Annotated in this window: 31 protein-coding genes; 21 read left to right on the plus strand and 10 right to left on the minus strand. The window is 63.6% G+C overall.

Features of this window, described 5'->3' with window-relative positions; all coding sequences use genetic code 11:
- Positions 1–86: 86 nt before the first annotated feature.
- The 4 genes from NR187_RS23760 (at position 87) to NR187_RS23775 (ending at position 1,839) form a co-directional block, all read left to right on the plus strand.
- On the plus strand, positions 87–392 hold the full coding sequence (locus NR187_RS23760) for a hypothetical protein (RefSeq protein WP_211387015.1): 306 nt from the start codon (positions 87–89) through the stop codon (positions 390–392).
- A gap of 154 nt (positions 393–546) precedes the next feature.
- Positions 547–726 (plus strand): hypothetical protein, encoded by a 180-nt coding sequence (locus NR187_RS23765; protein ID WP_211387014.1) that lies wholly within the window; start codon positions 547–549, stop codon positions 724–726.
- Positions 727–765: 39 nt separating this feature from the next.
- Positions 766–1,095 carry a GcrA family cell cycle regulator gene (locus NR187_RS23770; RefSeq protein ID WP_256807870.1) on the plus strand — a complete coding sequence of 110 codons (330 nt, stop codon included), beginning with the start codon at positions 766–768 and terminating at the stop codon, positions 1,093–1,095.
- Positions 1,096–1,395: 300 nt separating this feature from the next.
- The gene (locus tag NR187_RS23775; protein WP_249129639.1) at positions 1,396–1,839 is read left to right on the plus strand and encodes a DoxX family protein; all 444 of its coding nucleotides are present in this window, start codon (positions 1,396–1,398) and stop codon (positions 1,837–1,839) included.
- 5 nt (positions 1,840–1,844) lie between these two features.
- On the opposite strand, the gene NR187_RS23780 is transcribed toward NR187_RS23775, so the two are convergent.
- Positions 1,845–1,994 carry a hypothetical protein gene (locus NR187_RS23780; protein WP_211387012.1) on the minus strand — a complete coding sequence of 50 codons (150 nt, stop codon included), beginning with the start codon at positions 1,992–1,994 and terminating at the stop codon, positions 1,845–1,847.
- A 456-nt stretch (positions 1,995–2,450) separates the two neighbouring features.
- Between NR187_RS23780 and NR187_RS23785 the strand changes: the two genes are divergently transcribed.
- Both NR187_RS23785 and hemC read left to right on the plus strand, forming a co-directional pair.
- Positions 2,451–4,076, plus strand: coding sequence for a GMC family oxidoreductase (locus NR187_RS23785; protein WP_256807871.1), 1,626 nt, complete (start codon positions 2,451–2,453; stop codon positions 4,074–4,076).
- A 25-nt stretch (positions 4,077–4,101) separates the two neighbouring features.
- Positions 4,102–5,082, plus strand: a complete 981-nt coding sequence (gene hemC, locus NR187_RS23790) for a hydroxymethylbilane synthase (RefSeq protein ID WP_256807872.1) — start codon at positions 4,102–4,104, stop codon at positions 5,080–5,082.
- 125 nt (positions 5,083–5,207) lie between these two features.
- On the opposite strand, the gene NR187_RS23795 is transcribed toward hemC, so the two are convergent.
- Positions 5,208–6,113, minus strand: a complete 906-nt coding sequence (locus NR187_RS23795; RefSeq protein ID WP_211387009.1) for a LysR family transcriptional regulator — start codon at positions 6,111–6,113, stop codon at positions 5,208–5,210.
- A gap of 157 nt (positions 6,114–6,270) precedes the next feature.
- Here NR187_RS23795 and NR187_RS23800 point away from each other — a divergent pair, with 157 nt between their 5' ends.
- Both NR187_RS23800 and NR187_RS23805 read left to right on the plus strand, forming a co-directional pair.
- Positions 6,271–7,251: a tripartite tricarboxylate transporter substrate binding protein gene (locus NR187_RS23800; RefSeq protein WP_211387008.1), complete on the plus strand. Its 981-nt coding sequence runs from the start codon at positions 6,271–6,273 to the stop codon at positions 7,249–7,251.
- 97 nt (positions 7,252–7,348) lie between these two features.
- A complete protein-coding gene (locus tag NR187_RS23805) occupies positions 7,349–8,068 on the plus strand; it encodes a dienelactone hydrolase family protein (protein ID WP_211387007.1) in 720 nt (239 codons plus the stop codon).
- 208 nt (positions 8,069–8,276) lie between these two features.
- Here NR187_RS23805 and hemE read toward each other — a convergent pair whose 3' ends face one another.
- A complete protein-coding gene (gene hemE / locus NR187_RS23810; RefSeq protein WP_211387006.1) occupies positions 8,277–9,311 on the minus strand; it encodes a uroporphyrinogen decarboxylase in 1,035 nt (344 codons plus the stop codon).
- A 109-nt stretch (positions 9,312–9,420) separates the two neighbouring features.
- Here hemE and NR187_RS23815 point away from each other — a divergent pair, with 109 nt between their 5' ends.
- Positions 9,421–9,636 carry a hypothetical protein gene (locus NR187_RS23815; protein WP_211387005.1) on the plus strand — a complete coding sequence of 72 codons (216 nt, stop codon included), beginning with the start codon at positions 9,421–9,423 and terminating at the stop codon, positions 9,634–9,636.
- Between the two features lie 172 nt (positions 9,637–9,808).
- A complete protein-coding gene (locus NR187_RS23820) occupies positions 9,809–11,713 on the plus strand; it encodes a diguanylate cyclase domain-containing protein (RefSeq protein ID WP_211387004.1) in 1,905 nt (634 codons plus the stop codon).
- Positions 11,714–11,719: 6 nt separating this feature from the next.
- On the opposite strand, the gene NR187_RS23825 is transcribed toward NR187_RS23820, so the two are convergent.
- Together NR187_RS23825 and NR187_RS23830 are read right to left on the minus strand one after the other, a co-directional pair.
- Positions 11,720–11,938, minus strand: coding sequence for a SlyX family protein (locus tag NR187_RS23825; RefSeq protein WP_256807873.1), 219 nt, complete (start codon positions 11,936–11,938; stop codon positions 11,720–11,722).
- Positions 11,928–12,695 (minus strand): rhodanese-related sulfurtransferase, encoded by a 768-nt coding sequence (locus tag NR187_RS23830; RefSeq protein ID WP_211387002.1) that lies wholly within the window; start codon positions 12,693–12,695, stop codon positions 11,928–11,930. The genes NR187_RS23825 and NR187_RS23830 overlap by 11 nt, the downstream gene beginning before the upstream one ends.
- Before the next feature lie 196 nt (positions 12,696–12,891).
- Between NR187_RS23830 and ggt the strand changes: the two genes are divergently transcribed.
- Both ggt and NR187_RS23840 read left to right on the plus strand, forming a co-directional pair.
- Positions 12,892–14,478, plus strand: a complete 1,587-nt coding sequence (gene ggt / locus NR187_RS23835) for a gamma-glutamyltransferase (protein WP_211387001.1) — start codon at positions 12,892–12,894, stop codon at positions 14,476–14,478.
- Positions 14,479–14,549: 71 nt separating this feature from the next.
- Positions 14,550–15,014 (plus strand): FKBP-type peptidyl-prolyl cis-trans isomerase, encoded by a 465-nt coding sequence (locus NR187_RS23840; RefSeq protein ID WP_211387000.1) that lies wholly within the window; start codon positions 14,550–14,552, stop codon positions 15,012–15,014.
- 59 nt (positions 15,015–15,073) lie between these two features.
- Here the strand turns inward: NR187_RS23840 and NR187_RS23845 are convergent, their stop codons facing one another.
- A complete protein-coding gene (locus NR187_RS23845) occupies positions 15,074–15,292 on the minus strand; it encodes a CsbD family protein (RefSeq protein WP_211386999.1) in 219 nt (72 codons plus the stop codon).
- A gap of 128 nt (positions 15,293–15,420) precedes the next feature.
- Between NR187_RS23845 and NR187_RS23850 the strand changes: the two genes are divergently transcribed.
- From NR187_RS23850 to NR187_RS23860, 3 genes are all read left to right on the plus strand, one after another.
- Positions 15,421–15,933, plus strand: a complete 513-nt coding sequence (locus NR187_RS23850) for a cupin domain-containing protein (RefSeq protein WP_007606929.1) — start codon at positions 15,421–15,423, stop codon at positions 15,931–15,933.
- Between the two features lie 126 nt (positions 15,934–16,059).
- On the plus strand, positions 16,060–16,488 hold the full coding sequence (locus NR187_RS23855) for a VOC family protein (protein ID WP_211386998.1): 429 nt from the start codon (positions 16,060–16,062) through the stop codon (positions 16,486–16,488).
- A gap of 41 nt (positions 16,489–16,529) precedes the next feature.
- Positions 16,530–17,018 (plus strand): VOC family protein, encoded by a 489-nt coding sequence (locus tag NR187_RS23860; RefSeq protein ID WP_211386997.1) that lies wholly within the window; start codon positions 16,530–16,532, stop codon positions 17,016–17,018.
- Positions 17,019–17,140: 122 nt separating this feature from the next.
- On the opposite strand, the gene NR187_RS23865 is transcribed toward NR187_RS23860, so the two are convergent.
- Together NR187_RS23865 and NR187_RS23870 are read right to left on the minus strand one after the other, a co-directional pair.
- Positions 17,141–18,196 (minus strand): hypothetical protein, encoded by a 1,056-nt coding sequence (locus tag NR187_RS23865; RefSeq protein WP_211386996.1) that lies wholly within the window; start codon positions 18,194–18,196, stop codon positions 17,141–17,143.
- 2 nt (positions 18,197–18,198) lie between these two features.
- A complete protein-coding gene (locus NR187_RS23870) occupies positions 18,199–18,900 on the minus strand; it encodes a FecR domain-containing protein (RefSeq protein ID WP_211386995.1) in 702 nt (233 codons plus the stop codon).
- A 51-nt stretch (positions 18,901–18,951) separates the two neighbouring features.
- On the opposite strand from NR187_RS23870, the gene NR187_RS23875 reads away from it, so the two are divergent.
- Positions 18,952–20,382: a phospholipid carrier-dependent glycosyltransferase gene (locus NR187_RS23875; protein ID WP_256807877.1), complete on the plus strand. Its 1,431-nt coding sequence runs from the start codon at positions 18,952–18,954 to the stop codon at positions 20,380–20,382.
- A gap of 59 nt (positions 20,383–20,441) precedes the next feature.
- Here NR187_RS23875 and NR187_RS23880 read toward each other — a convergent pair whose 3' ends face one another.
- Positions 20,442–21,083 (minus strand): OmpA family protein, encoded by a 642-nt coding sequence (locus NR187_RS23880; protein WP_256807878.1) that lies wholly within the window; start codon positions 21,081–21,083, stop codon positions 20,442–20,444.
- Positions 21,084–21,608: 525 nt separating this feature from the next.
- Here NR187_RS23880 and NR187_RS23885 point away from each other — a divergent pair.
- From NR187_RS23885 to NR187_RS23895, 3 genes are all read left to right on the plus strand, one after another.
- On the plus strand, positions 21,609–21,854 hold the full coding sequence (locus tag NR187_RS23885; RefSeq protein ID WP_256807879.1) for a hypothetical protein: 246 nt from the start codon (positions 21,609–21,611) through the stop codon (positions 21,852–21,854).
- 120 nt (positions 21,855–21,974) lie between these two features.
- Complete coding sequence (locus NR187_RS23890; protein WP_211386992.1) at positions 21,975–22,229, plus strand: hypothetical protein; 255 nt, start codon at positions 21,975–21,977, stop codon at positions 22,227–22,229.
- Positions 22,230–22,346: 117 nt separating this feature from the next.
- Positions 22,347–23,510, plus strand: a complete 1,164-nt coding sequence (locus tag NR187_RS23895; protein WP_256807880.1) for a winged helix-turn-helix domain-containing protein — start codon at positions 22,347–22,349, stop codon at positions 23,508–23,510.
- On the opposite strand, the gene NR187_RS35030 is transcribed toward NR187_RS23895, so the two are convergent.
- Complete coding sequence (locus NR187_RS35030; RefSeq protein ID WP_372703276.1) at positions 23,452–23,619, minus strand: hypothetical protein; 168 nt, start codon at positions 23,617–23,619, stop codon at positions 23,452–23,454. The two genes, NR187_RS23895 and NR187_RS35030, sit on opposite strands and share 59 nt — an antisense overlap.
- A 240-nt stretch (positions 23,620–23,859) precedes the next feature.
- Here NR187_RS35030 and NR187_RS23905 point away from each other — a divergent pair, with 240 nt between their 5' ends.
- Together NR187_RS23905 and NR187_RS23910 are read left to right on the plus strand one after the other, a co-directional pair.
- Positions 23,860–25,191, plus strand: a complete 1,332-nt coding sequence (locus NR187_RS23905) for an MFS transporter (protein ID WP_211386990.1) — start codon at positions 23,860–23,862, stop codon at positions 25,189–25,191.
- Positions 25,192–25,379: 188 nt separating this feature from the next.
- Positions 25,380–26,486, plus strand: coding sequence for an efflux RND transporter periplasmic adaptor subunit (locus NR187_RS23910; RefSeq protein WP_211386989.1), 1,107 nt, complete (start codon positions 25,380–25,382; stop codon positions 26,484–26,486).
- The last annotated feature ends 125 nt before the right edge of the window (positions 26,487–26,611 follow it).

The raw sequence follows: 26,611 nt of genomic DNA on the forward strand, positions 1-26,611 counted from the left end.
TTTGTGACGCATCCTGAAAGTAGGGCCCAACTGGGACCCGCTATGCTTTGATGCGTGGGGCGGAAACCGTAACGCGTGGTGACCTCATGTACATCGTCATTCGCAAGTACACCAAGGTTCGTTCGGTTGCAGACGCTGCTCGCCGCGCCAAGAGCGGCATCGGTCAGATCCTGAGGCAATCGCCCGGATTCAGATCCTACTACGTGCTGGATGGGGGCGACGGCGTTGGTGTCGCCGTGATGATATTCGAGGACCGCGAAAGCGCGAATGCAGCGAACACCAAGATCCTGGAGTTTGTTCAGGCAAGTCTGCTTGACCTCGATCTTGGAGATCCTGAAATCACTGCCGGTGAAGTTCTGGTGAATATAGAACTGATGCGTCCTCGGGCTTGAAGTATTCGTAAACGCCGCCAGTTGCATGGGGGCGCCCCTTGCCGCTGCAGCCGATCTGGTCGCCGTCGCGTTGGAGCGATCGCGCCCTGGATATCCGGATGTTGTCCGTCAGGAATATTCGGCTGCGCAAGCTTTTTCGAGGAGCAACAACAACATGAAGCAGCACACCTTCGAAACATTTTTCACCACGGCGATCGTCTGGACGCCGCTCGTGGCTTTGGGCGCCGTGATGCCGCCCCGAGATCCTGATGAAGACGAGGAGGACGAAGAGGACGACGAAGTGGAACATGACTCCGACGAACCGGCCGTCATACGCGAGCCGGACGAAGACTAGACTAGCCGATGTCTGGCAGTCAGCGCTATAATAGCTCCCATGGGCTGGAGTGCGAAAGACGTGGCGCTGCTCAAAAGGCTCTGGGCCGCAGGACAAAGCGCGGCGCAGATTGCGCGCTGTCTCGGGTGTAGCCGTAACGCGGTCTGCGGCATGCTGACCCGTTTGGGCCTGAAGCGTGGCCACAAGCCGCCAACAGCAAGACCCACGATCAGGCCGCCCCCGAAGCTAAGGCCGTTGTCGTCGGCCGCCTCCGCACGTCCAGTCGCAAAGACCGTGTCGCGGAGCACAGCAGAGAGGCAGCGGCCGAGGGAATTGAGCAAGCAGCAACTTTACGCCGTCCTAGCTGAGGCGGTCAGGAACACTGGCTAAGAGCTCACCATGAAGGTCGGTACGCTCCGCGTCCGTGCCTAGTCCAACTCGAACGGGTCTGCTTGTCGTGAGCATTCCCCAGGCCTCGGCCTATTTCGGGTCACAAATGCGAAGGCAGGGTTGCTGCGCCGAGCCCTTGACGTCCGCTACCGGTCGGTCATTGGCAGACGAATGACGAAGCGGTTTGCAGCACGCCGAAGAGCTGGTAGAGCCGCTTCATGCCGTTCCGCCATTCGTGATACGTTACTCTCAGCCCGCAAACGTTTTCAGCCGTGTTGGACAACAACGGAGGCTTTGCCAATGAAATCCAATTTTTACTCACGGCCGGTAGATGAGTTCGCCACAAGTAAAGCTGATGCACTGCTCTTGGTCGGCCGAATCCTACTTGCGTGGGTATTCGTCGGAAGCGCCTACGGAGCAATATTCAACTTCAGCGGCTCCGTCGGCTATTCCAGGTCGCTGAACCTTCCAGCACCCGAGCTGTTCACGGCGACGAACATCGCACTGGAAATATTGATATCCATTAGCCTGGTATTGGGCATCGGTACGCGCTTCTGCGCAGTGCTGACATTTATGTTCGTACTGGTGGCAACTGCCATTGCACACCGCTACTGGGAGTATCCGGCCGGTGCGCAGCAGATTGGTCAATACAATCATTTTCTGAAGAACATCTCGATCATGGGAGGCGCGATGTTGATCTTCGTCACTGGGGCGGGCCGCTTCAGTTTCGACCGAAAAATGTAGCCCGATCACTTCACTTTGGCCTTAAAAGCCTCCTCGGACAGTCGGCGGGTGCTCTTTGATACCGGCTTGAGTGCCTCGCTCACGATCGCGAAGAGAAGCATCAGCCACGTCGCAAGCGCGACACACGACAGCAAGAATTCAAATGTCTCCGACATGATGACCTCATCAAAAATATCTGTTCTGAATGCGGCAAGTGCTAGGGGCTTCGATGAGGTTCTTGGCCGCTTCGACGCGATAAGTGCATGGTGACTTCCTCCTTTCGGGGAATGTTCATGTCACTAAGGCGCAATCAGCGGTCAGAATCGCGTTGACCGAGAGACGAAACCCCGCCGTGGGCAATATGCCGCTTGGAATAAACGGGCTTTCGGAACTGCCCCGCTCGCGGCTGAATAAACAGCCTATATCAAAGATGTGTCGCGCGCCAAAAGAATCTGATTCGCCAGCCCGACCCACAAATGTCAACCTACCTGCATGAATCCCTCGAGCTGCCCCAACCAATGTCTTGGTCCACTCAGAGGTCGAAAGGCGAAATGACTGGAATGGGCCGCCTAAGTCTGCTTCACCCTTGGAAGCAGACATGTCACGTTTATAGGTACAGGCCCTGGCAATAGATGACCGCAAATTCCTCCCTCGCATCGTCTGATCCCGAATTCGACTACATCATCGTTGGCGCTGGCTCCGCCGGCTGCGTGCTCGCCAACCGTCTGTCGGCGAACGGCAAGCACAGTGTGCTGTTGCTCGAGGCCGGCCCGAAGGATTCCAACATCTGGATCCACGTGCCGCTCGGCTACGGCAAACTCTTCAAGGAGAAGACCGTCAACTGGATGTACCAGACCGAGCCGGAGCCCGAGCTGAAGGGGCGCCAGGTGTTCCAGCCGCGCGGCAAGACCCTGGGCGGATCGAGCTCGATCAACGGCCTGCTCTATGTCCGCGGCCAGCACGAGGACTACGACCGCTGGCGTCAGCTCGGCAACACCGGCTGGGGCTATGACGACGTGCTGCCCTATTTCAAGAAGGCCGAGAACCAGTCGCGCGGCGCCGATCAATATCACGGCAGCGGCGGCCCGCTGCCGGTATCCAACATGGTCGTGACCGATCCGCTGTCGAAGGCCTTCATCGATGCCGCGGTCGAAAACGGCCTGCCCTACAATCCTGATTTCAACGGCGCCACGCAGGAAGGCGTCGGCCTGTTCCAGACCACGACCCGCAATGGCCGCCGCGCCTCGACGTCGGTGGCCTATCTCGGCCCGGCGAAGACCCGCGGCAATCTCAAGATCGAAACCGAGGCGCTCGGCCAGCGCGTGCTGTTCGAGGGCCGCCGCGCGGTCGGCGTCGAATACAGGCAAGGCGCGACCGTGCGCCGCGCACGTGCGCGCAAGGAGATCGTGCTGTCGAGCGGCGCCTACAACTCGCCGCAGCTCTTGCAGCTTTCCGGCGTCGGTCCCGCCGATCTGCTGCGCCAGCACGGCATCGATGTCGTGCTGGACGCGAAGGGCGTCGGCCACGATCTGCAGGACCACATGCAGGTCCGTGTCGTGATGCGCTGCTCGCAGAAGATCACGCTCAACGACACCGTCAATCATCCGCTCCGCCGCGCGCTGGCCGGCGCGCGCTACGCGCTGTTCCGGAAGGGCTGGCTGACCATCGCGGCCGGCACGGCCGGTGCGTTCTTCAAGACCAGTCCGCGGCTGGCCTCGCCCGACATCCAGGTGCACTTCCTGCCGTTCTCGACCGACAAGATGGGCGAGAAGCTGCATGATTTTTCCGGCTTCACGGCCTCGGTGTGCCAACTCCGCCCCGAAAGCCGCGGGTCCTTGCGCATCCGGAGCGCGGACCCGACCGTGCCGCCGGAGATCCGCATCAACTACATGTCGACCGAGACCGACCGTACCACCAACGTCGAAGGTCTGAAGATCCTGCGCAAGATATTGAATGCGCCGGCGCTGAAGCCGTTCGTGGCTGGCGAGTACGATCCCGGGGCGAAGGTATCCACGGATGCGGAGCTGCTCGATTACTGCCGCGAGCGCGGCAGCACCATCTACCATCCGACCTCGACCTGTCGTATGGGCAATGATGCGCTTTCGGTGGTGGACCAGCGGCTGAAGGTGAGGGGGCTCGAGGGCCTGCGCGTCGTCGACGGCTCGGTCATGCCGGATCTGGTCTCGGGCAACACCAATGCGCCGATCATCATGATCGCCGAAAAGGCCTCCGACATGATATTGGAGGATGCGCGGTAAACCTGCGCCAGAAGGAGCAGACGGCTTGGCGACGCGATTCAAGATCGGCACACGCAAGAGCGCGATGGCGCTGGCACAGACGGAAGAGATCGCGCGCCGCCTGACCGCCGCCGTGCCCGGTCTCGATGTCGAGATCGTCAAGTTCGACACCACGGGCGATCTCGACCAGACCAGCAAGCTGCTGCCGCATGGCGGCAAGGGCGGCGCTTTCGTGGCGCAGATCCGTGCCGCGGTGCTGTCAGGCGAACTCCAGGCCGCGATGCATTCGCTGAAGGACATGCCGGGCAACGAAGACACTCCTGGCCTCGTGATCGGCGCCACGCTGTCGCGCGATCCACCCAATGACGCGCTGGTGCTGCGCGATGGCGTGACGCTGCAGGCGTTGCGCCAGTCCCGCGGCAAGGGTTTCAAGATCGGCACCAACGCCGTGCGCCGCGCGGCCTATGCGCGGCGGCTGTTTCCCGATGTGGAGGTCATCCACTTCCGCGGTGCCGCCGATACGCGCGTGCGAAAGCTCGACAATGGCGAGAAGCAGAAGCTGCCGGATGGCGGCGCGGTAGGGCCTGCCGATGCGTTGATCATGGCGCGCTCGGGCCTCGATCGCGTTGGCCTTTCCAGCCGCATCGCCTACGAGTTTACGGCGGCGGAGATGCTGCCCGCGGCGGGGCAGGGCATCGTCGCCGTCGAATGCGCCGCGCAGGACTGGCAAACGCGAAAAGTCCTGTCGTCGATCGACGATCCCTCAGCCCATGCCTGCGCCGATGCCGAGCGCGAGGTGCTCTGGGTCCTCAACGGTCACTGCAATTCGCCGGTGGCGGGTTTTTCGACCATCGCCGGCGATCAGATGTCGCTGACCGCATCCGTGCTCGATCTCTCCGGCAACACCATCATCGAAGCCTCGCGCGCAGGCCCCGCCAATCGCCCGCGTGAGCTCGGCCGTGCGGTCGGACTGGATCTGCTGGACAAGGGCGCCGCCGAGATCATCGAGCGCAGCCGGCCGCGCTGATCCGTGTCCCCATAAGTCCAGTGGAGTGAGGCAACGTCCGCCTTGCAGCCACGGCGACCAGGTTGGCGTGCGGCATCGCCGTACGTCGTGGTCGGGCACAAGCAGACATCCGGCTTGTCCCACTCTCATTTCGCCATTGGCCTTGCGAGCTTACGGGCGCTGTCTACGACAAGCTGCACAACGGGGCTGACGGCGCGATCCTTGATAGTGACCATCCCGTTCGGTCGACGTGCCGCCGGCAATTCGACGGACAAGACCTTGAGCGCGGCCCCCCTGGTCAGGAAATTCAGTGCGGAGGACGGAAAAACCGTGATGAACCGCCCGGTCTCCAGCAAGCTGACCCGCATATGGGGGGAATCGGTGACCACCGTGGCGCGTGGATACTCAAATCCGCCGGCGCTAAAGGCTTGCGTGATGATTGATCCGATCACGCTTTCCCGCGGTGGAAGCACCCAACGTTCCTCCGCCAGATCCGAGAGCTGGATGTTGCGCCGCCGGGTCCAGGGATTTTTGGCACCCGCCGCGACGACATAGCGATCTTCAAAAAGAAATTCGAAATGCAACCGCTCGTCAGTCATCGAGCCGCTGCTCCTCACGAACAACAGATCGACTTTGCGCTCGCTCAGATCGCGGTGCAGTGTCTCCAGGTAGCCGGTCACGAGCTGGAATCTGATCCCCGGATGACGCCGGGAGAGCCGATCGATGAGAGCGGAGACGAAGCTGGCCGCCAGAAAAGCCGTGCTTCCAATCCGCACCTCTCCGGCGGTGGGGTCGGCCAGATATTCGATGCTCTTCACGCCGCGGCGTAGTTCGTCGAAAACGGCGGCACCGCAATCGAGCAGGGCGCGGCCGCACTCGGTCGGCTCGATCCCTCGCCGGTGGCGATCCAGCAAGCGGACGCCGAACGCATGCTCGAGCTCCGCGATCGATCTCGAAATATTAGGCTGGGTGGTATTGAGCACGAGCGCCGCCTTGCCCATGCTGCCAGCCTGCACCACCGCCATGAGCACATGCAGGTCGTGCAGCTTCATTCGTTTTCCGATGCGATCGCTCATCTGCATGAGAGCACCCATTTCCGTTTTGAGATGATCTCATCAGACAATAGCCTTATGCGCTTATGACAACATCAATTATCCTCACCCCGCTGAAGAGAGCCGGCGCCGGTGCAGGTTCGACGGAGCAATGCCTATGACGCCCTCCCGACGTCAATTTCTGCACCTTGCGGTGGGCATGGCTGCGCCACCTCTGCTGTCGGGCTTGGCTCGGGCCGATACTTACCCGTCGCGGCCGGTACGTATCATGGTCGGCTTCGCCGCGGGCGGTCCAAATGACATCCTTGCGCGTCTGGTCGGGCAATGGTGTGCGGAGCGGCTCGGCCAGCAATTCATCGTCGAGAACCGGCCCGGAGCAGGGAGCAATATCGCCACTGATGCGGTCGTGCGTGCGGCTTCGGACGGCTACACTCTGCTGCTGGTCGGTTCTCCCAACGCGATCAATGCGACGCTTTATGAAAATCTTGATTTCAATTTCCTGCGGGATATTGCGCCGGTCGCGAGTCTGACCCGTGGCGCCCTGGTGATGGTGATACACCCGTCGGTTCCTGCCGATACAATTCCAGAGTTCATCGCCTATGCCAAAGCCAATCCCGGGAGACTCTCCTATGGTTCGGGCGGCGTGGGGGGCATCACCCATATCGCTGCGGAACTGTTCAAACAGGAAGCCGGCGGGCTCGATCTTCAGCATGTGCCCTATCGAGGCGTGGCGCCCGCGATCACGGATCTGCTCGGCGGGCAGGTACAGGTCGTCTTTGTGAACTTGGCGCCATCGATCGGGTACATCCGGAGCGGCAAGCTGCGCGCGCTCGGAATAACGACGGCAGCGCGATCCGAAGCCCTGCCGGCTGTTCCGGCCATCGGCGAAATCGTGCCAGGTTACGAGGCGAGTTCGGTGTTCGGCATCGGGGCGCCGAAAGACACGCCTGCCGAGATCATCGAGAGGCTCAACAACGAGACCAACGCCGCTCTGGCCGATCCCGGGTTCAGGATGCGCCTTCGTAGTCTCGACGCGACGACACTCGGCGGCTCGCCCGGCGATTTCGGCAAGCTAATGGCCGGTGAAACCGAGAAGTGGGCCAAAGTGATCAGCCTCGCGAAGATCCGGCCGGAATAGCGCGGCGACGTCTTGGATAGTCGCGATCTCCGTACCGCGCATCCCCAGCCGGACCAGGCATTGGCCGCCGCACCTCAAACGAAGTGTCGGATTCGACATGCAAGGGAAGTTCAGCAATATTTGCGCGAAAGGCGGCGGCGCGTTCGATTGTTATCTGGTCACGCCCGAGTCTGAAAGGCCGGTTGCTGCCATTGTGCTTGCTTCCGCCATTCATGGCGTGGATGCCGACATGCTCGCAATCGCCGACGAGCTTGCGGCATACGGCTTCATCGTCGCGGTGCCGGATCTGTTCTGGCGTTCGATTTCCGGCCCACTTTCGCGGAACGACCCGCGCGCGGCTCAGCGCGCGCAGCCGCGCCTTGAGCAAATCAGAGCCGGCGAAGACGACATGACCGACACCTTGAGACACCTCGGCACACTCCCGCAATTCAATGGCCAGGCGGCGGTCATGGGGTTTTGCTACGGAGGTCCGTATGCGATCCTCGGGCCGAAGCGACTTGGCTATGCCGCCGGCATCTGCTGCCACGGATCCCAGATGCTGGACTATCTTCACGAACTTGTCGGGGTTCGCCGGCAAGTCTGTCTCATTTGGGGCGACGAGGACAATCGCGCGCCGTTCGAGGTGCTGGAGGCGTATCGTGATTTAGCGGCGCGCATGGAAAACGTCGAACTGCACATCTTTCCCGGAGTGCGCCATGGTTACATGATGCGGGGAAGCCCGTCGTTCGATCGGGCGACACACAATTTTTCAATAAAGCGCGCCCGTGAGATTCTCGAAGGTTTCGAGCCGGCAGTTTGCAGGGCGGTTGTTCCATGATGGGCTGCCAATGGCTGCGTCCCAACGGCGTCCCGGCATGCCTGCGAAGTCACGATCTGCGATCATGCCATCGTGCGCCTGTTTTGCCCGACGTGTCAAACGCGCGCGGGTGGCGTCCATGCCAGCCCAGACTTTTCAATTATTTGTCTACTGTGCATGGGGTTGTTTTCGCGCTTTTTATGCCCGGCCCCTTGGAGGCCGGGACCGGTCAGCCCCGCACGCGCTTCAGCATCTGCTCGACATGGCCGATCGGCGTCTCCGGCTGGATGCCGTGGCCGAGATTGAAGATGAAGCGGCCCTGCGCAAAATTCGCCAGCACATTGTCGACCGCGCGGTCGAGCGCCGCGCCGCCCGTGATCAGCACCAGTGGATCGAGATTGCCCTGCACGGCGACGCGGCTCTGCACCCGCTCGCGGATGAAGGCCGGCTCGGCAGTCCAGTCGATGCTGACGGCGTTGACGCCGGTCGCCTCGACATAGCCGGGCAATTGGGCGCCGGCGCCGCGGGGAAAGCCGATGATCTTGGCATCCGGCACCTTGGCGCGTACGCCTTCGACGATGCGACGCGTCGGCTCGACCGACCAGCGCGCGAACTCGGCCGGCGGCAACACGCCGGCCCAGGTGTCGAAGATCTGCAAGGCATTCGCGCCCGCATCGAGCTGCGCCAGCAGATATTGAATCGAGTTCTCGACCAGCACGTCGATGATTTTCGCAAACGCCTGCGGATGCCGGTAGGCCATCATCCGCGCCGGTGCTTGGTCCGGCGTGCCCTGGCCGGCGACCATGTAGGTCGCCACCGTCCACGGCGCGCCGCAGAAGCCGATCAGCGCGGTCCCGGGATCGAGCGTGCCGCGCACGATCCGCAGCGCCTCCAATACCGGCGCGAGCTTGCCGAAGTCGGCGCGCGGCGCCAGCGTGGCGACCTTGGCGGGATCATCCAGCGGCTCGAGCCGGGGGCCTTCGCCGACCTCGAAACGCACGGAACGTCCGAGCGCATAGGGGATGACGAGGATGTCGGAGAAGATGATCGCCGCATCGAAGCCGAATCTCCGGATCGGTTGCAGCGTCACCTCGGCGGCAAGTTCCGGGTTGAAGCAGAGATCGAGGAAGCCGCCGGCCTTGGCGCGCACCTCGCGATATTCCGGCAGGTAACGGCCGGCCTGCCGCATCATCCACACCGGCGGAATGGCTTGCCGCTGGCCGGAGAGGACGTCGATGAAGGGGCTTGTCGCGGATTGGGGCACGAACGGTCCTGAAGGAGGTTGAGGCTCCTGATACACTGCCGCGGCCCCGAGCGGAACAGGGGAACCAGCGCAATTGGCCCGCGTTGACCAGCCAATGGAGGACGAGACCATGGCTGAGACGTTCAACCCCGCGCCGCATGACAAGCACGCCGACGATCTGCACGAGGCGCTCGTCGCCGATCGTCACGCCAAGCTGGATACCGGGTTGGAAGATACCTTCCCGGCCTCCGATCCCGTGAGCGCAGCCCAGCCGACGCCGTCGAAGGCCGACGCGGATGCCGACAATCCCTCGCTCTGGGACAAGGTTAAGGCCATCTTCAGCTAGCGGCGGGGACGCCGGTTTCCGATAGGGTCGCTAACGCATTGTTAGCGATCCAGCGACGCTGCAGTCCGTAGGAGTACGGGAAAAGCCGCATATCCCTGCGAATGTCGGCGGGCGTTTCAGGGTTCAATAACAGAAGCGGCAGAAGTTCCGAACGATCGGAGATTTCTGCCGGATGAGCGTCGCCACACAGAGAGCCGGATGGAGCCGTCTGCCGCTGCGGGCGGCGGCTTTCGTCGTGCTCACTTGCGCGACCATCCTGGGCGTCAGCGGCTGGCGGGAATGGGCGGCGCGCGACGCGGTGCTCAAGGGCGCCGAGACCGAGATGGCGAACGTTGCGCGCTCGCTGACGCAGCATGCCGAGGACAGCCTCGACCTGCTGGATTCCGGCGTGGTCGGCGTCGTCAGCCGGCTGGAGATGGACGGCACCGAGCCGGCCACGATCGCCAAGCTCAGAAACCTGCTGGAGGCGCGCAAGAAGGCGATGGAGCGCGTCCACAGCCTCGCCATCATCGACGACCACGGCAACTGGCTGACCTCGCCCGGCACGATCGGCTCGACGCTGAGCGACGACGCGTTCTTTCGCTATCACCAGCTCTCGCCGAAGCGGGATCCTCATATCGGCCGTCCCGTGAAGAGCCTGCTCGACGGCGAGTGGATCGTCACCCTGTCGCGCCGTTTCAACAAGCCGGACGGCAGCTTCGGCGGCGTGGTGCTCGCGACCATCAGCTCGAAGTATCTCTCGCATTTCTACGAACAGTTCGAGATCGGCCGCAACAGCTCGGTGGCCCTGATGCACGGCGACGGCCTGATCATCGCGCGCAACCCGAGCAACGAGAAATTCGTCGGTCGCAACGTTGCCGATACGCCGCTGTTCCGCGACGCCGGCCTGCAACGGCCGAGCGGCGCCTATCATTTCAAGTCGCCGCTCGATGGCGCCGAACGCGTCAGCTTCTTCAAGCGCAGCGGTCGTTATCCGCTGGTCCTGCTAGCCACCGTCGACAAGGACGAACTGCTGGCTCCCTGGCGCACTGCGGCGATCTCACGCATGCTCTACGTGCTCGCGCTGGTCATGCTGATCGCAATCATCGGCGCGGTCCTGGTGCGGCAATTGCAGCGGGGCCAGCGCATGGCCGCCGCGCTGGTCGAGAAGGAAGCGCATTTCAGGCTGCTTGCCGAAGGGTCCAGCGACATGGTGACCCGCATCGGGCTCGACGAGCGGCTGCGCTATGTCTCGCCGTCCTCGGTTCGCGTCGTCGGCTGGCGGGCCAATCAACTGATCGGCACGCTCGCGCTCGCCGGCATTCATGAAGACGATCGGCCGCAGGTCCAGGCCCTTGTCGATGCCATGAAGCGCGGCGACACGGAGGAGGCGCGCGTCACCTATCGCAACGTGCACCGGCAGAATTCCGAAGTCTGGCTCGAATCGACCATGCGGGTGACCCGCAAGGAGAATGGCCGCGTCGACGGCGTGGTCGCGATCTCGCGCGACATCACCGAGCAGAAGAAGCTGGAGACCCGGCTTGAAACGCTCGCAATCGAGGACAGTCTCACCGGGCTCGCCAATCGCCGTCGCTTCGACGAACGACTGGAGGAAGAGTGGGCGCGCGCCTATCGCGACCGCTCCAGCCTCTCTTTGCTGATGATCGACGTCGATCACTTCAAGTCCTACAACGACGAATATGGCCATCCCGCGGGCGATGCCTGCCTCCGGCAGGTGGCGCAGATCATCGCGGCCGAGGCGCACCGCCCCGGCGATCTGGCGGCACGCTACGGCGGCGAGGAATTCGCCATGCTGCTGCCGAGCACGGACGCCGCGGGCTGCGCGCGCATCGGCGACCGGATTCGACGGGCGATCCGCGATGCGGGCCTCGTCCACACCAGCAACCGGGCGTCACGCTGCGTCACGGCTTCGCTCGGCGGAGCGACCTGCCGGCCGGCGCTGGAGCGCACGGCCGGCGTGGTCTCGCTCGTCGAGGCCGCCGACCAGGCGCTCTACGCCGCCAAGGAGGCCGGCCGCAACCGGCTTATGATGTCGGGCGAGGTGACCAGCCTGCTGCCCAGGGCGTCGGGTCAGTAGCGCCGCTCAATAATGTGGCGGGCGCTCATTGGCGGCTCCCGGCGCATTCGCCTCGGCCTCCTGCAGCCGTTGGCCGATCTCCGCGATCCTGCGCGTCAGGGCGTCGATCTGCTTCCACTGCGCGGTGATGGTCTGGTTCAGTGTCTCGATCGTGTCGTCCTGATAGGCGAGGCGCGCTTCCAGCGCGTCGACGCGCTCGCCGAGAGCCTTGATCTCATTCGTCACGTGGCGTGTCCTTGTCCCGTTCCCGCAAGCCGGTTTCTCGCAAACCATGGCCGAGCGCGACGCGCTCGTCGAACACGAAGCATTCGCCGCGCCAGCGGCTCTGCGCCTCCGGCACCTCTTCGAGATATTTGAGGATGCCGCCCTTGAGGTGAAAGACCTCGGCAAAGCCGCGCGCGAGCAGATGTGCGCTGGCCTTCTCGCAGCGGATGCCGCCGGTGCAGAACATAGCGATCCTGCGATGCTTTGCCGGATCGAGCTTGACCGCGGCAAAATCCTTGAACTGGCCAAAGCTCTTGATATCAGGATCGACGGCGCCGTCGAACGTGCCCATCGCCACTTCGAAGGCGTTGCGGGTGTCGAGCAGCAGCGTGTCGGGCGCCGCGATCAGCGCATTCCAGTCGGCTGCATCGACATAGGTACCGACCTGTCGGGTCGGATCGGCGGCTTCGTCGCCGAGCGTGACGATCTCTTTCTTGAGCCGCACCTTGAGCCGGCCGAACGGCATGGTCTCGGCGGTCGAGAACTTCAATTCGAGATGGTCCAGCCTGCCGCCGAACATGGCCCCGTGCGCGAGCTCGTGGGCGAGAGCGTCGATCGACTTCGGTGCGCCCGCGACCGTGCCGTTGATGCCCTCCCGCGCGAGCAGCACGCTGCCCTTCAGCCTCAGGCCGGCGCAGAATGCGCGCAGCGGCTCGCGCAGCTCGCGGTAATCGGGCAGGGCGGCGAATTGGTAGAAGGCGGCGACCTTGTGGATCATGGCGGCTCGTTTAGCAGGCGGCCGGCGCCTGGAAAACCCGCTCGGCGCCAGGCTGCAAAAAGTCTATACGCCCAGCGGATGGCAGCCATTTCCCTGGTATGCCAGCATTGCCCCGGCGGGCCGGAATGTGTCATGTAGGCCCGGTTTTTCCACTATCCGCGCCAACGGACCAGAGCCTAACGAGAGCAAGAATTCGATGAGAAACTTCCATTTTCCCGGCAGGTCCACGGTCCACGCCACCAACGCGATGGTGGCGACCTCGCATCCGCAGGCCTCGCTGGCCGCGATCGAGGTGCTGCGCGAGGGCGGCACGGCGGTGGATGCGGCTGTCGCGGGCTCGGCGATCCTCGGCGTGATCGAGCCGCAATCCACCGGCATCGGCGGCGATTGCTTCGCGCTGATCCAGCCGCGCGGCGAGGGCAAGATCATCGCCTATAACGGCTCCGGCCGGGCGCCGAAGGCGGCGAATGCCGACTGGTATCTCGAGCGCAAGATCAATTCCGTGCCGCTGACCTCGGCCCATGCGGTCTCGATCCCCGGCGTGATCGACGCCTTCGCGACCGTCCTGCGCGACCACGGCAAGTTCGGCTTCGACCGGCTGCTGCAGCCCGCGATCAAGGCGGCCGAGGAAGGTTACGTCGTCGCCCCGCGCATCGCCTTCGACTGGAAGAACCAGTTCGGGAAGCTGAAGGGTGGCACCAACACCGAGCGCTATTTGCTGCCGCATGGCAAGCCGCCCGTGGCCGGCGACATCATCCGTCAGGCCGAGCTCGGCAAGACGCTGCGTGCGATTGCCAAGGACGGCCGCGACGCCTTCTACAAGGGTCCGATCGCGGAAGACATGGTCGAGACCCTGCGCGGCATCGGCGGCCTGCACACGCTCGACGATTTCGCCGCGCACACCACCGAGACGACGACGCCGATCGGCACCATGTACAAGGGCTACGACGTCTGGCAGTGCCCGCCGAACGGCCCGGGCGTCACCGCGCTCTTGATGCTCAACATCCTGTCGCGGTTCGACCTGACGAAGTTCGCCCCGCTCAGCGTCGAGCGCTTCCATCTCGAAGCCGAAGCTGCGCGCATCGCCTACATGAACCGCGAGATGCATGTCGCTTCTCCCGACCACATGAAGATCAACGTCGCCGAGATGCTCGAAAAGGGCTTTGCCGACGAGTACATTAGCAAGATCCGTCTGGACGGCATGCTCGACCTGCCTGACGTTGCGCCGCCGATGAATCCCTCGACCATCTACATCACGGTCGTGGACAAGGACCGCAACGTCTGCTCGTTCATCAATTCGATCGCGCATTCTTTTGGCTCGGCGATCGTCTCCAACAAGACCGGCGTGCTGCTCCAGAACCGCGCCGGTGGCTTCCGCATCCAGCCCGGCCATCCGAACTGCATCGAGGGCGGCAAGCGTCCGCTGCATACGATCATGCCGAGCCTCCTCACCAAGGGCGGCCGGTCCGTGATGCCGTTCGCCGTGATGGGCGGACAGTATCAGCCGGTCGGCCAGACCCACGTCGTGACCAACATTCTCGACTATGGCTGCGACGTCCAGGAGGCGATCGACATGCCGCGCGGCCTGCACTACGAGGGTCAATACCAGCTTGAGGACAGCGTGCCGGCTGACATCGTCGAAGGTCTGAAGAAGCTCGGCCACAAGACCACCAGCGTGGTCGGCCCGCTCGGCGGCGCCCAGGCGATCTGGATCGACTGGGACAAGGGGACGCTGACCGGCGGTTCCGATCCGCGAAAGGACGGCTGCGCGCTGGGCTATTGATCGAGGCCTGAGGGCTGGAAACCAGACCCTCGTTGCGCTAGACACCTCCCGCCTCAAACGGAAGGTGTCTAATGCAGCGTTCCCAGCGCGTGCTCCTCGCCATCATGTCGGCACTCGCGATCACGATGATTGCCAGCGTGTCCGATTTCGCTTCCACCACGGCCTCGGCCCAGACCGCAGGAAAGACCATGACAACAGCTTCAGGCTTGCAGATCACCGACAGCGTTGCCGGCACCGGCGCCTCGCCCAAGCCCGGCCAGATCTGCGTGATGCATTATACCGGCTGGCTCTATGAGAACGGCCAGAAGGGCAAGAAATTCGACTCGTCGGTCGACCGCAATGAGCCGTTCGAATTCCCGATCGGCAAGGGCCGCGTCATCGCCGGCTGGGACGAGGGCGTTGCCTCGATGAAGGTCGGCGGCAAGCGCACGCTGATCATTCCGCCGCAGCTTGGCTATGGCGCGCGCGGCGCCGGCGGCGTGATCCCGCCGAACGCGACCTTGATGTTCGACGTCGAATTGCTCGCGGTGAAATAGCCCAGCAAACAAAAAGACCGGCCTTTCGGCCGGTCTTTCCGTTTTCAGTGCGAGGTCCGTCAATCGGCCGCGCGCTTCGCCGCCCCGGCGGCGCGATCAATCGCTTCCTTCGCGGCGTCCTTGGCATCGCCCATGGCCTTCTGACCCTTGCCCTTCACTTCCTGGACCACGCCTTCGCCCTGCAGACGCTCGGAACCAGTGGCTTCGCCGATACCCTGCTTGGCCTTGCCGATGACCTCGTTGGCGCTGCCCTTGATCTTGTCGCTGGTGCTACCCATGAAACTCTCCTTCCAGTTTGCTCGCGGGGACAACCCCTGAGGGCTACGAGAGTTCCGATTTTGGCTATGGCTTGATAGGCCCGCTTTGGTTAGCTTCGCCCGCACGGAACCAACAGAAAGCAAGTCCCATGACCGGCCATGATCATTCGCATTCCCACCATGACCACGATCACGACGATCGCTGGAAGCATGACGGCGTGCGCGTCATTCCCGGCAACCAGCTCGATACGAACGTGCCGTCGACGGCAGGCATGGACCGCGCGGCCGCGATCAATTTCGCGCGCGTCGGCGCGCAGAAATTGTGGGCGGGCACGGTCAGCATCAAGCCCGACGCCAAGACCGGGGCGCATCACCACGGCCATCTCGAAAGCGTGATCTACGTGGTGAAGGGCAAGGCGCGGATGCGCTGGGGCGAGAGCCTGCAATTCACCGCGGAGGCCGGCCCCGGCGATTTCATTTTCGTGCCGCCCTACGTGCCGCATCAGGAGATCAACGCCAGCCCGGACGAGGTGCTGGAATGCGTCCTGGTGCGCAGCGACGGCGAGGCGGTTGCGATCAATCTCGACATCGAGCCGGTCGAGAAGCCCGAGACCGTGCTGTGGGTCGATCCCATTCACCGGGATCCGAACGAGAAGAAGTAGGCCCTGAGATCGCGCAAGGTTCGGTGCGACGGAACCCCGCAGTTCATGGTCCAAAAAATATTCGGAAGCTGTGTCGGGTGGCCGCAGGGCCATCCGTCCTTGGGCAGAACCCCCAAGGAGCTTCCGATGCCCAGGATGATCTTCGTCAATTTGCCAGTGACTGACCTCAAGCGCGCGACGGCCTTTTACGAGGCGATCGGCGCGGTCAGGAATCCCCAATTCAGCGACGATACGGCCAGCTGCATGGTCTTCTCCGAGACCATTTTCGCCATGCTGACGACCCACGACAAATTCCGCCAGTTCACGCCGAAGCCGATCGCTGATGCCAAGATCTCGAACCAGGCGCTGTTCTGCCTGTCCGCGGACAGCCGCGACGAGGTCGACGACATCGTCGGCAGGGCGCAAGCCGCGGGCGGGGTGGCCGATCCCAGCCCGAAGGACGAATTCAGCTTCATGTACGGCCGCAGCTTCGAAGATCCGGACGGCCATATGTGGGGTGTGAACTGGCTGGACATGGCAGCCTTCGCCGCGCAGCCCGAGAGGGCGAACGCCTGATCGAAGCCCGCGAACATCGCAACTGAAGTGGAACATTCAAGATGTCAAAGGTCGTGCCCTGCATGTGGTTCAACGGCGATGCCGAGGACGCCGCGAAATTCTACGTGTCGCTCGTTCCGAACTCGGAGATCACGCACGTTCAGCGCAACGTTTCGGACGGCCCGTCCGGCAAGACAGGCTCCGTGCTCGTCGTCGAGTTCACGGTGGCCGGGCAGCCCCTGGTCGCCCTCAACGGCGGCATGAAGATGGAGTACACCCACGCGATCTCGCTGATGATCCATTGCGACGATCAGGCCCAGGTCGACAGCGTCTGGAATGCCCTCCTGTCCCATGGTGGCAAGGAAGAGCAGTGCGGCTGGCTCAGGGATCGCTGGGGCGTGGCCTGGCAGGTGGTGCCGAAGGTGATGTTCGAGTTCCTGTCGAGTCCCGACAGGGCGGCTGCCGCACGCGCGATGCAGGCCATGATGAAGATGGTGAAGCTCGACGTGGATGTCCTGCGCCGCGCGTTCGAGGGCAAGTCGGCGGCCTAGCGTCAGCACAGGTGCTGTAGGGTGGACAAAGGCGCGTCCGCGCCGTGCCCACCATCAGTCCACGATTGCGAGAGTTGGTGGGCACGCTTCGTTTGCCCACCCTGCGGAGACTGTGCTCGCCGCTAGTAATTGATGCGCAGCCCCACGCCGCCGTGGATCGTGTTGCCGACCGGCTGCGGGCCGAGCGTGCCGTTGGCGAAGAGATCCACGATCCAGCCCTTTTGCACGCGGAAACCGAGCCGGCCGCCATATTCGAACCAGCCCTGATTGCCCATGGTCGGAACCACCGTGCCGTCGCCAGTCACGGTGGCGACGATGCCGCTGTGGCCGGCGAACGACTGCACCCAGCCGCCATTGATGTTGGCCTCGACGTTGCCGCCGAAGAGATGCGTCCACTGCCCGCCGATCTTGACCAGACTGGTGCGGTCGGTGCCGGTCGCGATGCTGGCATCGAACGGATTGAACGCCACCACGCTGTCGGCATAGCCGGAGACGCGCTGCCAGAGTTGCCAGATCTCGATCGAGGCGGCGACCTCGTCGCGCGGCGACACACGGCTCATCCAGCCGGCGCGGCCGTAGACGGCGTAATTCGCGGCGTTGGTCGAGCTCGTGACGCTCACCGGGCCGAGGCTGGTGTTGTAGCTGCGGGTGTAGCGGGCCTTCTCCCACGGCGTCAGGATCGTGCCGATGTCGAAGAACGGGCGCGACGAGCCCCAGTCGGTGAAGTTGTAGCGCAGCGCGAACGCGCCGATCGGCGCGCTGGTGATGTTGTAGCCGCCCTCGCTGTACTGCGTGTAGGCGATGCCGGCGAGCAGCGACAGATTTTTGGTGAGCTCCTTGCGGCCATGGATGCCGGCCGAGAACGAGCCGGCCGAGCCGAATGCGCTGATGCAGTCGCTGCAATTGACCTGCTCGTTGACGCCGAGCAGCACCGTGCCGAGCACCCGGTTGGTGATCATCTGGTTGAAGCGCTGGTCGGCGAGGCCGCCGATCGAGCTGCCGCTGGAATCGGCGCCGGTCGGCGTCGGGCTCGGGGTCGGCGAGGGGGATGGCGATGGACTGGGGCTCGGCGTCGGTGACTGGGCGCATGCTGGTGCAACGGCCATCGTGAGCGTGATGGCGCAGATCGCAGCGAGCAGAGCAGCACGAAGCAAGTGTCGGACGCGGACTATCGCCATCATCACCGTCCGCACAGCATGCCGTCGTCGTGGACGGCGGGCGTGATGGTTGGCGAGGCGTCGGCATATTGGTTGACCGCGCACAGCCCGGCGTTCGCGGCGCAGGTTGCGGCGAAGGTCCAGGGCGGCGTATTGGCCTTGGTGATGCTGACCTTGCCGCCGGTGGACGTGATGATCGCGGTGTCGCCGGGCTGGGTGAGCTGCACGCACTGGAAGTTCAGCGTGCAGACGCTGGCGGCGCCATCCTGCAGCACGACGACGGAGCGCCCGCGCTGGGACAGGATGTCGAGCGTGGTGCCGCGCACGCCGATGGTCGCGAGCGGCGTCGTGATCTTGTAGGCGGTCTTTTCCGAATGTCCCGTAACGAACCGGAATGTGCCCGTCGTCATGCGGATCGCGACGTCGCGATAGCTGTGCTCGTCGTTGAAAACGGTGCGGTCGAGCTTGAGCGTGGCGCCAGGCCCGAGCGACAGATTGGTGCTGTCGGCCATGACGAAGCGCGCGGCGCTTTCGGCGCCGGTGCGCACGGTCTCGTCGCGCAGCATGCTGTCGCCGACATTGATAGGCGTGGTGGTCGCGGCCACGCGCACCACCTCGTTCTGGATCACGACGGCTTCACCGACGCGCGTCTGCGCCTGCGCGCAAGGCGCTGCGCACAAGGCGACCGACGACAGCATGGAGAAAAGCCAGAAACGCAAATTCATTTCGCAACCGATCGATGTGTCCCTGATCGTACCGGATCGCGCGCGCTTCTGATGTGGCGAAATTATCACAAGCGGCGCGAGACGTGCGTTATGCTTAGTGACAGTTGCGGCGGAATGCGTTCAATGAAAAGAGCCAGACTTGTTTTTCTCCGCGGTGAAGCAGATTTGCCACGCAAAACGTCCCTACAGCAGCCGCTTGAATTGCCTGCGGTTCCGAAAGTGTCGCGGAGCGCAGTGATCGCTGTCGTGATTTTCCTGGTTGCGCATCTTGCGCTGCTGATCGGTCTCGCGACGCCCGAGAAGTTCGTCTTCGACGAGGTGCATTACGTGCCCGCCGCGCGGCAGACGCTGGCGCCGGCGATGTCGCAACCGATGCTCAATCCGATGCATCCGCCGCTCGCCAAGGAATTGATCGCGGTATCGATCGCGGCCTTTGGCGATAACGCGTTCGGCTGGCGCTATCCGGCGACATTGTTCGGCGCGCTCGCCATCGTCGCGATTTATCTGTGCGGCCTTGCGTTGTTCTCCGCGCAAGGGCCCGCGATCGCCGCCGCACTGATCGCGGCGGTCGACCAGATGCTCTACGTGCAGGCACGCATCGCGATGCTCGACATTTTTGCGCTGGGCCTCGGCCTGCTTGCGATTGCCGCCTTCATGCACGGTTTTCGCAAGCACCGCCCGCATGCGTTATTCGCGCTGGCGGGCAGCCTGTTCGGCTGTGCCGCGGCCTGCAAATGGAGCGGCTTGTTTCCGCTTGGAATCTGCATCGTCATCGTCGCGGCGATCCGCCTGTTGCAGGGCTGGCGCACGTCGTTTGCGGATGCGAGGCCGGGCGATTGGTATCGGCCGGATCTCTGGCCCGATTTTCGGGCGCCCCATGTCGTGCTCTGCTTCGCCGTCCTGCCGGCGATGACATATCTTGCCGCCTTCGTGCCGCTCTACGGCGTGTCGCTGCCGGACCTGATCGAGGCGCAGCGACGCATCTTCGCCGACAACACCACCACCGCGATCGCCGGCCACACCTATATGAGCGCGTGGCCATCCTGGCCGTTGCTCGCGCGCCCGGTGTGGTTCCTGTTCGACAAGATTGCGGAGGACAATGTCTCGGCGATCGTCTTGCTCGGCAATCCCCTGGTACTGTGGGCGGCGCTGCCCGCGCTCGTTCTCGTGCTGCGCGATTTCGTCGTGACCCGCCGCTGGGACGCGTTCCTGATCGCGGCGTTCTATTTCGGTTCCTGGCTCGCCTGGGCGTTGCTGCCGCGCGCGCTCAGCTTCATCTACTACTATCTGCCCGCTGCGACACTGGCGTCGCTCGCGCTCGTCTACGTGCTGCGAAGAGACGGTCTGCCGCGCTGGCTGCTGTGGGTCTACGTCGGCATCGCCGCGATCGGCTTTGCGGTCATGCTGCCGATCTCGGCGGCCTTTATCGGCACGTCGATGCAGATGTTCAATCGGCTGATGCTGTTCCAGAGCTGGATATGAGTTCGCCGCCTGCCACGGTCATGGCAGGCGGCGTGTTTCGTGGGCCGATCGCTCGTGGATCACTTCGACGCGGTCTTGGTGTCCATGTTCACGACCTGGACGCGGCGATTGATCGGATCGGCGCCGTTCGCGGTGTCCTTCAGCTTGGTCTTGCCGTAGCCGACGGTGACGAGATCGGTGCCGGTGAGGCCGTAGTTCTGGACCAGGTACTTCTTGATGGTGTCGGCGCGACGTTCCGAGAGGCCCTGATTATACTCTTCGGTGCCGACTGCATCGGTGTGGCCGGCGACCACGAAGGTCGAGCCCTTGAGCGACGGGTCGGACAGCGCCTTTCCGAGCGCCTGCACCGACGAAACCGAGGTCTTGGCGATGTCAGCCGAGTTGTAGTCGAACTGGATTTCCAGATCGATCTTCGGCTTGGTCGCCGCAAGCTCGGCGATCTGCTCGCGCTCGCCCATCGAGAGCGATCGGGTCGATCGGTTGCGCACGGTGTTCAGGAACGTCGATTCCTTTGCCTGCACCGCCGCATCGGCCTGCGGACCGGCGGACAGGCCGCGGGTCGCCGGTTTCGGCTTCAGCGCATCCAGGATCTGGTTCGTGGAGACGTTGTTGTCGCCGGCCAGGGCCAAGCCCGCCGTCATCGACAGCACTGCCGAGAGGGTAATCGCCTTCAGTCCAAAAAACTTAATAAAACGGGTCATTGTCGTATCCTCGCTGTTACGCCTGATGTCGATTTGATGCTGCGAGCATAGGGCAGGTTCAAATGGCCTGGTGTGATCCTTGTCACGGTGGAAAACGAAGGCGTCCGGGGCCATCCTGGTGCATTTGGTGGGTTTCGGGTTCATGACGGGCCATTCTGCGGGGCGCTGCAAGGGTGAACGCGATCGCGCCGGGAATCGCGCCAAGAGAAGTTCGTCGTATCCATGCCGGCGCGGGTTCGAGCCGCTTCAGGGCTGGCGTGATCGAGATCACTGAGGATCGCGGCGCGTGGTGCCGCCCGGACTGCCAAGCCCGGTTCACATGCGGAAACCCGTGCTCACCGATCGTCGCAAAGCCGTCGCGTCATGGCCTGTCTGCGAACAATTTTTCGGCCAGATGCACGCCTAGCAGGTCGCTGTATCGGACAAGCGCAAATGAGGGGAGCCGAGTTCCATCCAGTGCCGAGGCCAGGTGATTACCAGTTCTACCGCAGCGGCCCGCCGGATCGGACAGTGTTCCTGAGCTCAATGCCCATCTATATCGGCGCAGCCATGATCGCGGTGGCGATCCTGCTGTCGACCCTGGTCACGGGGCTGACCTCCCGCTATGTCGGCCTTGAAGGGCCGACCGAGGAGAACATGTGGCTGGTCGACCGCCTGACCGGCAACGTCTTTCGCTGCCAGGCAGAGGGGCGGGGCAGGGCCTCGTGCGAACCGGACGTCGCGACAGGCAGCGTCGGCGACCGGTCCCAGGCGCCGAAGGATGGTCGCTGACATCCTCCGCCTTCGCACCGCAGCAAGAAAATCATCTTCTCCACGAAACGTCTCCGCCGGGGAATACGTAATTGCGAGGCCGGCATGACGCCGGTTTCGTCTTACGGAGGAGACTTTTCCATGAAGATCTTGCTCACGGCCGCAGCCTTTGTCGCGTTCACCCTTTCACTGTCCCCCGCATCCGCCGCGATGATGGCGTGCACCAAGGACAACATGATGAAGTCCGCCGCCATGATGGGTGGCACCCCCGACACGCCGGCCAAGATGGCGGCGAACAAGGAAATGGCCATGGCCAACATGGACATGAGCAATGGCAAGATGAAGGGCGCCTGCATGCACTACATGAAGTCGCAGAAGGCGATGATGATGAAGTAGGCGCGAAGCGCGCACCATCCGGCCGCGCTGTCAGCAGACGGCAGCGCGGTTTTTCCTGGGGCGCCGCTGCGGCGTCTGCTTTTCCCGGGCGCGAATCCCGCTACATTGCTCCTTGCAATGTCACGCGCGCCCAAACCGCTCCCGCTCACCACGACACAGGCCCGGCAGATCTGGCTGCACGCCCAGCGGCTGGATGAGCGCGCGCCGTTCGGCGAAGGGGCGCGCGCGGTCGCGGATGCGGTCGCCCATCTCGGCTATGTGCAGATCGACACCATCAATGTCATCGAGCGCAGCCACCACCACATTCTGTTCAGCCGCATCCCGTCCTACCGCCGTGCCGATTTGCGCCACGCCCAGAGCGTCGACAGAAGCGTCTTTGAATATTGGACCCATGCGCTGTCCTACGTGCCGGCCGGCGATTTCCGCTTCTTCCTGCCGGCGATGCGCGAGCACCGCCGCGAAGGGCACAAATGGTTCGCCTCGGTGAAGCCGGCCGACATGCGCAAGGTGATGCGGCTGGTGCGCGCCGGCCCGCTGACGATCCGCGACATCGAGGACGACGTGCTCACCGAGAAGGAGCATCTCTGGCAGAGCCGAAAGCCCTCGAAGCGCGCATTGCAGCTCGCCTTCTACACCGGTGCCGTGACCATCAGCGAGCGCCAGGGCATGCTCAAGACCTATGAGCTGATGACGCGACATTTCGGCTGGGACGAGCTGCCGAAGCCGGCCTCGACCAGGGACATTACGGCCTATCTGCTCGACCGCGCGCTACGTTCGCAGGGCGTGGTGAGCCTCGATTCGGTCTGCCATCTCGACGCGCCGCGCAAGAAGGCGGTGGCCGGCCTGATCGCCGCGCGCGTCCGCCGCGGCGAGCTCGTGCCTGTCGCCATCGACGGCGCCGGCAAGCAGGAGCATTGGGCACAGCCGGCCGCGCTGGAGCCGGGCGAGCGCGCGTCGCCCGATCTCGTCCACATCCTGTCGCCGTTCGATCCGCTGATCATCCAGCGCAAGCGCACCAACCTCATTTTCGGCTACAATCATTTGTTCGAGGCCTATGTGCCGAAAGCCAAGCGCAAGCTCGGCTATTTCGCGCTCCCCGTGCTGGTCGGCGACGAGATCGTCGCCGCGCTGGACCTCAAGACCGACCGGCAGGCGAAAAAGCTATTGATGCAGAAATGGACCTGGGTCGGGCAGGGCAAGAAGACCGCGGGGCGCAAGGAGCTCAAGCGCGGGATCGAGGAAGAGCTCGACCGCTTCGAACGGTTTCAGCTGGGGGAGTGAAGGCGGGCCGCCAAGGAAATTCGACCACGACCGCGATCGCCGCGGCGATGGCTGCGACCTGCGCCCGTGACATCCGCGGCAGTAAAACCACGACCAGCAGAAACATCATGGTCGCCCACAGCAGCGAGCCGCCGTACTTCACCACGAAAGGCCGAGCGGAAAGCACCAGCGCAACGACAATCCGCGGGCGATCACGACCAGCGCCAGAGTGGCGCGGATGAGCGATGTCCGAAGAGGCGCAATCGCTTTGACCGGTTGCGCCTCGTGCATTGCTTGCTCCATTGACTCTTTCGCGGTGATGCTCAAAACCCCGGATCAGCCCATAAAAGCAACAACCCTGGGGGAAGCCATGAGCCAGACCACGACCTATGCCGGTTCCGCCGGCGCAGCCAAGTCGGAAGTCGAGACCTCGACCATTCGCGCCATCTCCTGGCGCCTGATTCCGTTTCTGGTGCTGGCCTACTTCTTCTCCTATCTCGACCGCGTCAATCTCGGCTTCGCCGCGCTGACCATGAATGCCGAGCTGAAGTTCACGCCGCTGATCTTCTCCTGGGGCGCCGGCATCTTCTTCATCGGCTATTTCATCTTCGAGGTGCCGAGCAATCTGGCGCTGGAGAAGTTCGGCGCCAGCCGCTGGATCGCCCGCATCATGGTGACCTGGGGCATCATCTCGGCGCTGATGGCGATGGTGAGCGGCGTCACGAGCTTCTACGTCCTGCGCTTCCTGCTCGGCGTCGCCGAAGCCGGCTTTTTCCCCGGCATCATCCTCTATCTGACCTATTGGTATCCGGCCGAATATCGCGCCCGCTTCCTTGCGGCCTTCGCCATCGCCGTACCGGTCTCCACCGTGATCGGCGCGCCGGTCTCGGGCCTGCTGCTCGGGCTCGACGGCGCGATGGGCCTGAAGGGCTGGCAGTGGCTCTTCATCATCGAGGGCATTCCCTCGTTGCTGCTCGGCATCGTCACCTGGTTCTATCTCACCGACAGGCCCGAGAAGGCGGACTGGCTCTCGGCCGAGCAGAAGGGGTGGCTCAAGACGAAGCTCGATTCCGAGATCGCGGCCAAGCAGGCGGTGAAGCATTTGTCGCTCGGCGAGGCACTCTCCTCACCGAAGGTGATCATGTTGAGCCTGGTCTATTTCGGCTTCGTCGGCGCGCTCTACGGCATGCAGTTCTGGCTGCCGCAGATCGTCAAGGCGTTCGGCCTCACCAACGCCCAGACCGGGTTCGTCACAGCGATCCCGTATCTGTTCGGCACCATTGCGATGATCCTGTGGGCGCGGCATTCCGATGCCACGCGCGAGCGCGTGATGCATGTCGGTGCGCCGCTGCTGCTCACCGCCGTCGCGCTCGGCGTCTCCAGCTACCTCACCGATCCCACCATGACGATGATCGTGCTCACGGTCGCCGCGATCGGCGTGTTCTGCTGCTTCGGTGTGTTCTGGACCCTGCCGACCGCGTGGCTCTCCGGGACGGCCGCCGCCGGCGCCATCGCCCTGATCAACTCGATCGGCAACCTCGCCGGCTTCGGTGGGCCCTATCTGATCGGCTGGGTCAAGGAAGCCACCGGCCAGACCTCGACCGGACTCTTGGTGCTTGCGGTGCTGCCCCTGATCGCCGGCATCCTGGTCTTCATCGGCGGCCACGACAGCAAGCACGAGTTCGCCGGACAGGGGCGGTAACCATTTCGCCTGCGTAGCACGGATGGAGCGAAGCGAAATCCGGCATCCCTCGAGCTTCAGCAGCAGCACAAGGCTCCCTAATCCTTACCACCCCTTAACGATCACAGATTCCTGATGACTGACGATTATTGACTTTCATCAGTGATTAGTCGACATTCCTCTCATTGCAGCCGCAGGAGTGTCCTCCGATGTTCGTTCGGTCAGTTTTGTCCAGCTATTCCAAGCTCTTGGCCGGTGTGTCGCTGGCGCTGATGGCTGCCGCCCTCACCGGGTGCAATGACACCGTCGCTGAGAAGGCCGAGCCTCCGCGGCCGGTTCTCGTCGCAACCGCCCATTACGATGCCGAAACGCCGGAGCGGAGCTTCGTCGGCACCATCAGGCCGCGGATCGAGAGCGATCTCGGCTTCCGGGTCGCCGGCAAGGTTGCAAAGCGTCTGGTCGAGGTCGGCCAGACCGTCGAGATCGGCCAGCCGCTCGCCACCCTCGACGAGGTCGACCTGAAGCTCCAGGCCGAACAGGCCGTCGCCGAGCAGACCGCCGCGACCGGCGTGCTGGCTCAGGCCGCCGCCGCCGAGCAGCGCGCCAAAGACCTGAAGGCCAAGGGCTGGACCACCGACGCACAGCTGGATACGAGCCGCGCCGCCGCCGACGAGGCCCGTGCGCGCCTGAACCGGGCCGAGCGCTCGGTCGAGCTGACCAAGAATTCCCTTTCCTACGCGACGCTCAACGCCGACGCCCGTGGCGTCGTCACCGCAACGCTGATCGAGCCCGGCCAGGTGGTTGCCGCAGGCCAGACCTCGATCCGTGTCGCCCGCTTTGCCGAGAAGGAAGCGGTCGTCGCGATCCCTGAGACGCTGGTCGGACGTGCCAAGTCGGGCGCCGCCAGCGTCACTCTTTGGTCGGAGCCGGGCAAGAAATATACCGCCAAGCTGCGCGAGATCGCGCCCACCGCGGATTCCGCCACGCGCACCTATCTCGCGAAATTCTCGCTGCCCGAGGCCGACGACAAGGTGTCGCTCGGCATGACCGCGACGCTGACGCTGACGGATGCCGCCACCGAGCGCGTCGCGCGGCTGCCGCTGTCGGCGCTGTTCAACGAAGGCGGCAAGCCGTCCTTCTACGTCGTCGACGACAACGGCGCGGTCACGTTGCAGCCGGTCGTGGTGAAGTCCTACGAGAGCAACGACGTCGTCATCACCGGCGGTGTCGAAGAGGGCGCCAGGATCGTCGCCCTCGGCGTGCAGAAGCTCGATCCGAGCCAGAAGGTGCGGATCGTGTCGTCACTGTCCTTTTAAGTCTCGTTTACGAGTTACGTCGTGTGAGGTGAGTTTCGGCCCAAGCGCAAATGCTGGGGCTGAAGCGGCGAAGCGATCCAGAACCTGCCCAGCCCCCTGGATTGCTTCGCTGCCTCGCGATGACG

This window comes from Bradyrhizobium sp. Bra64 (assembly GCF_024519875.1).
Lineage (GTDB): Bacteria > Pseudomonadota > Alphaproteobacteria > Rhizobiales > Xanthobacteraceae > Bradyrhizobium > Bradyrhizobium japonicum_G.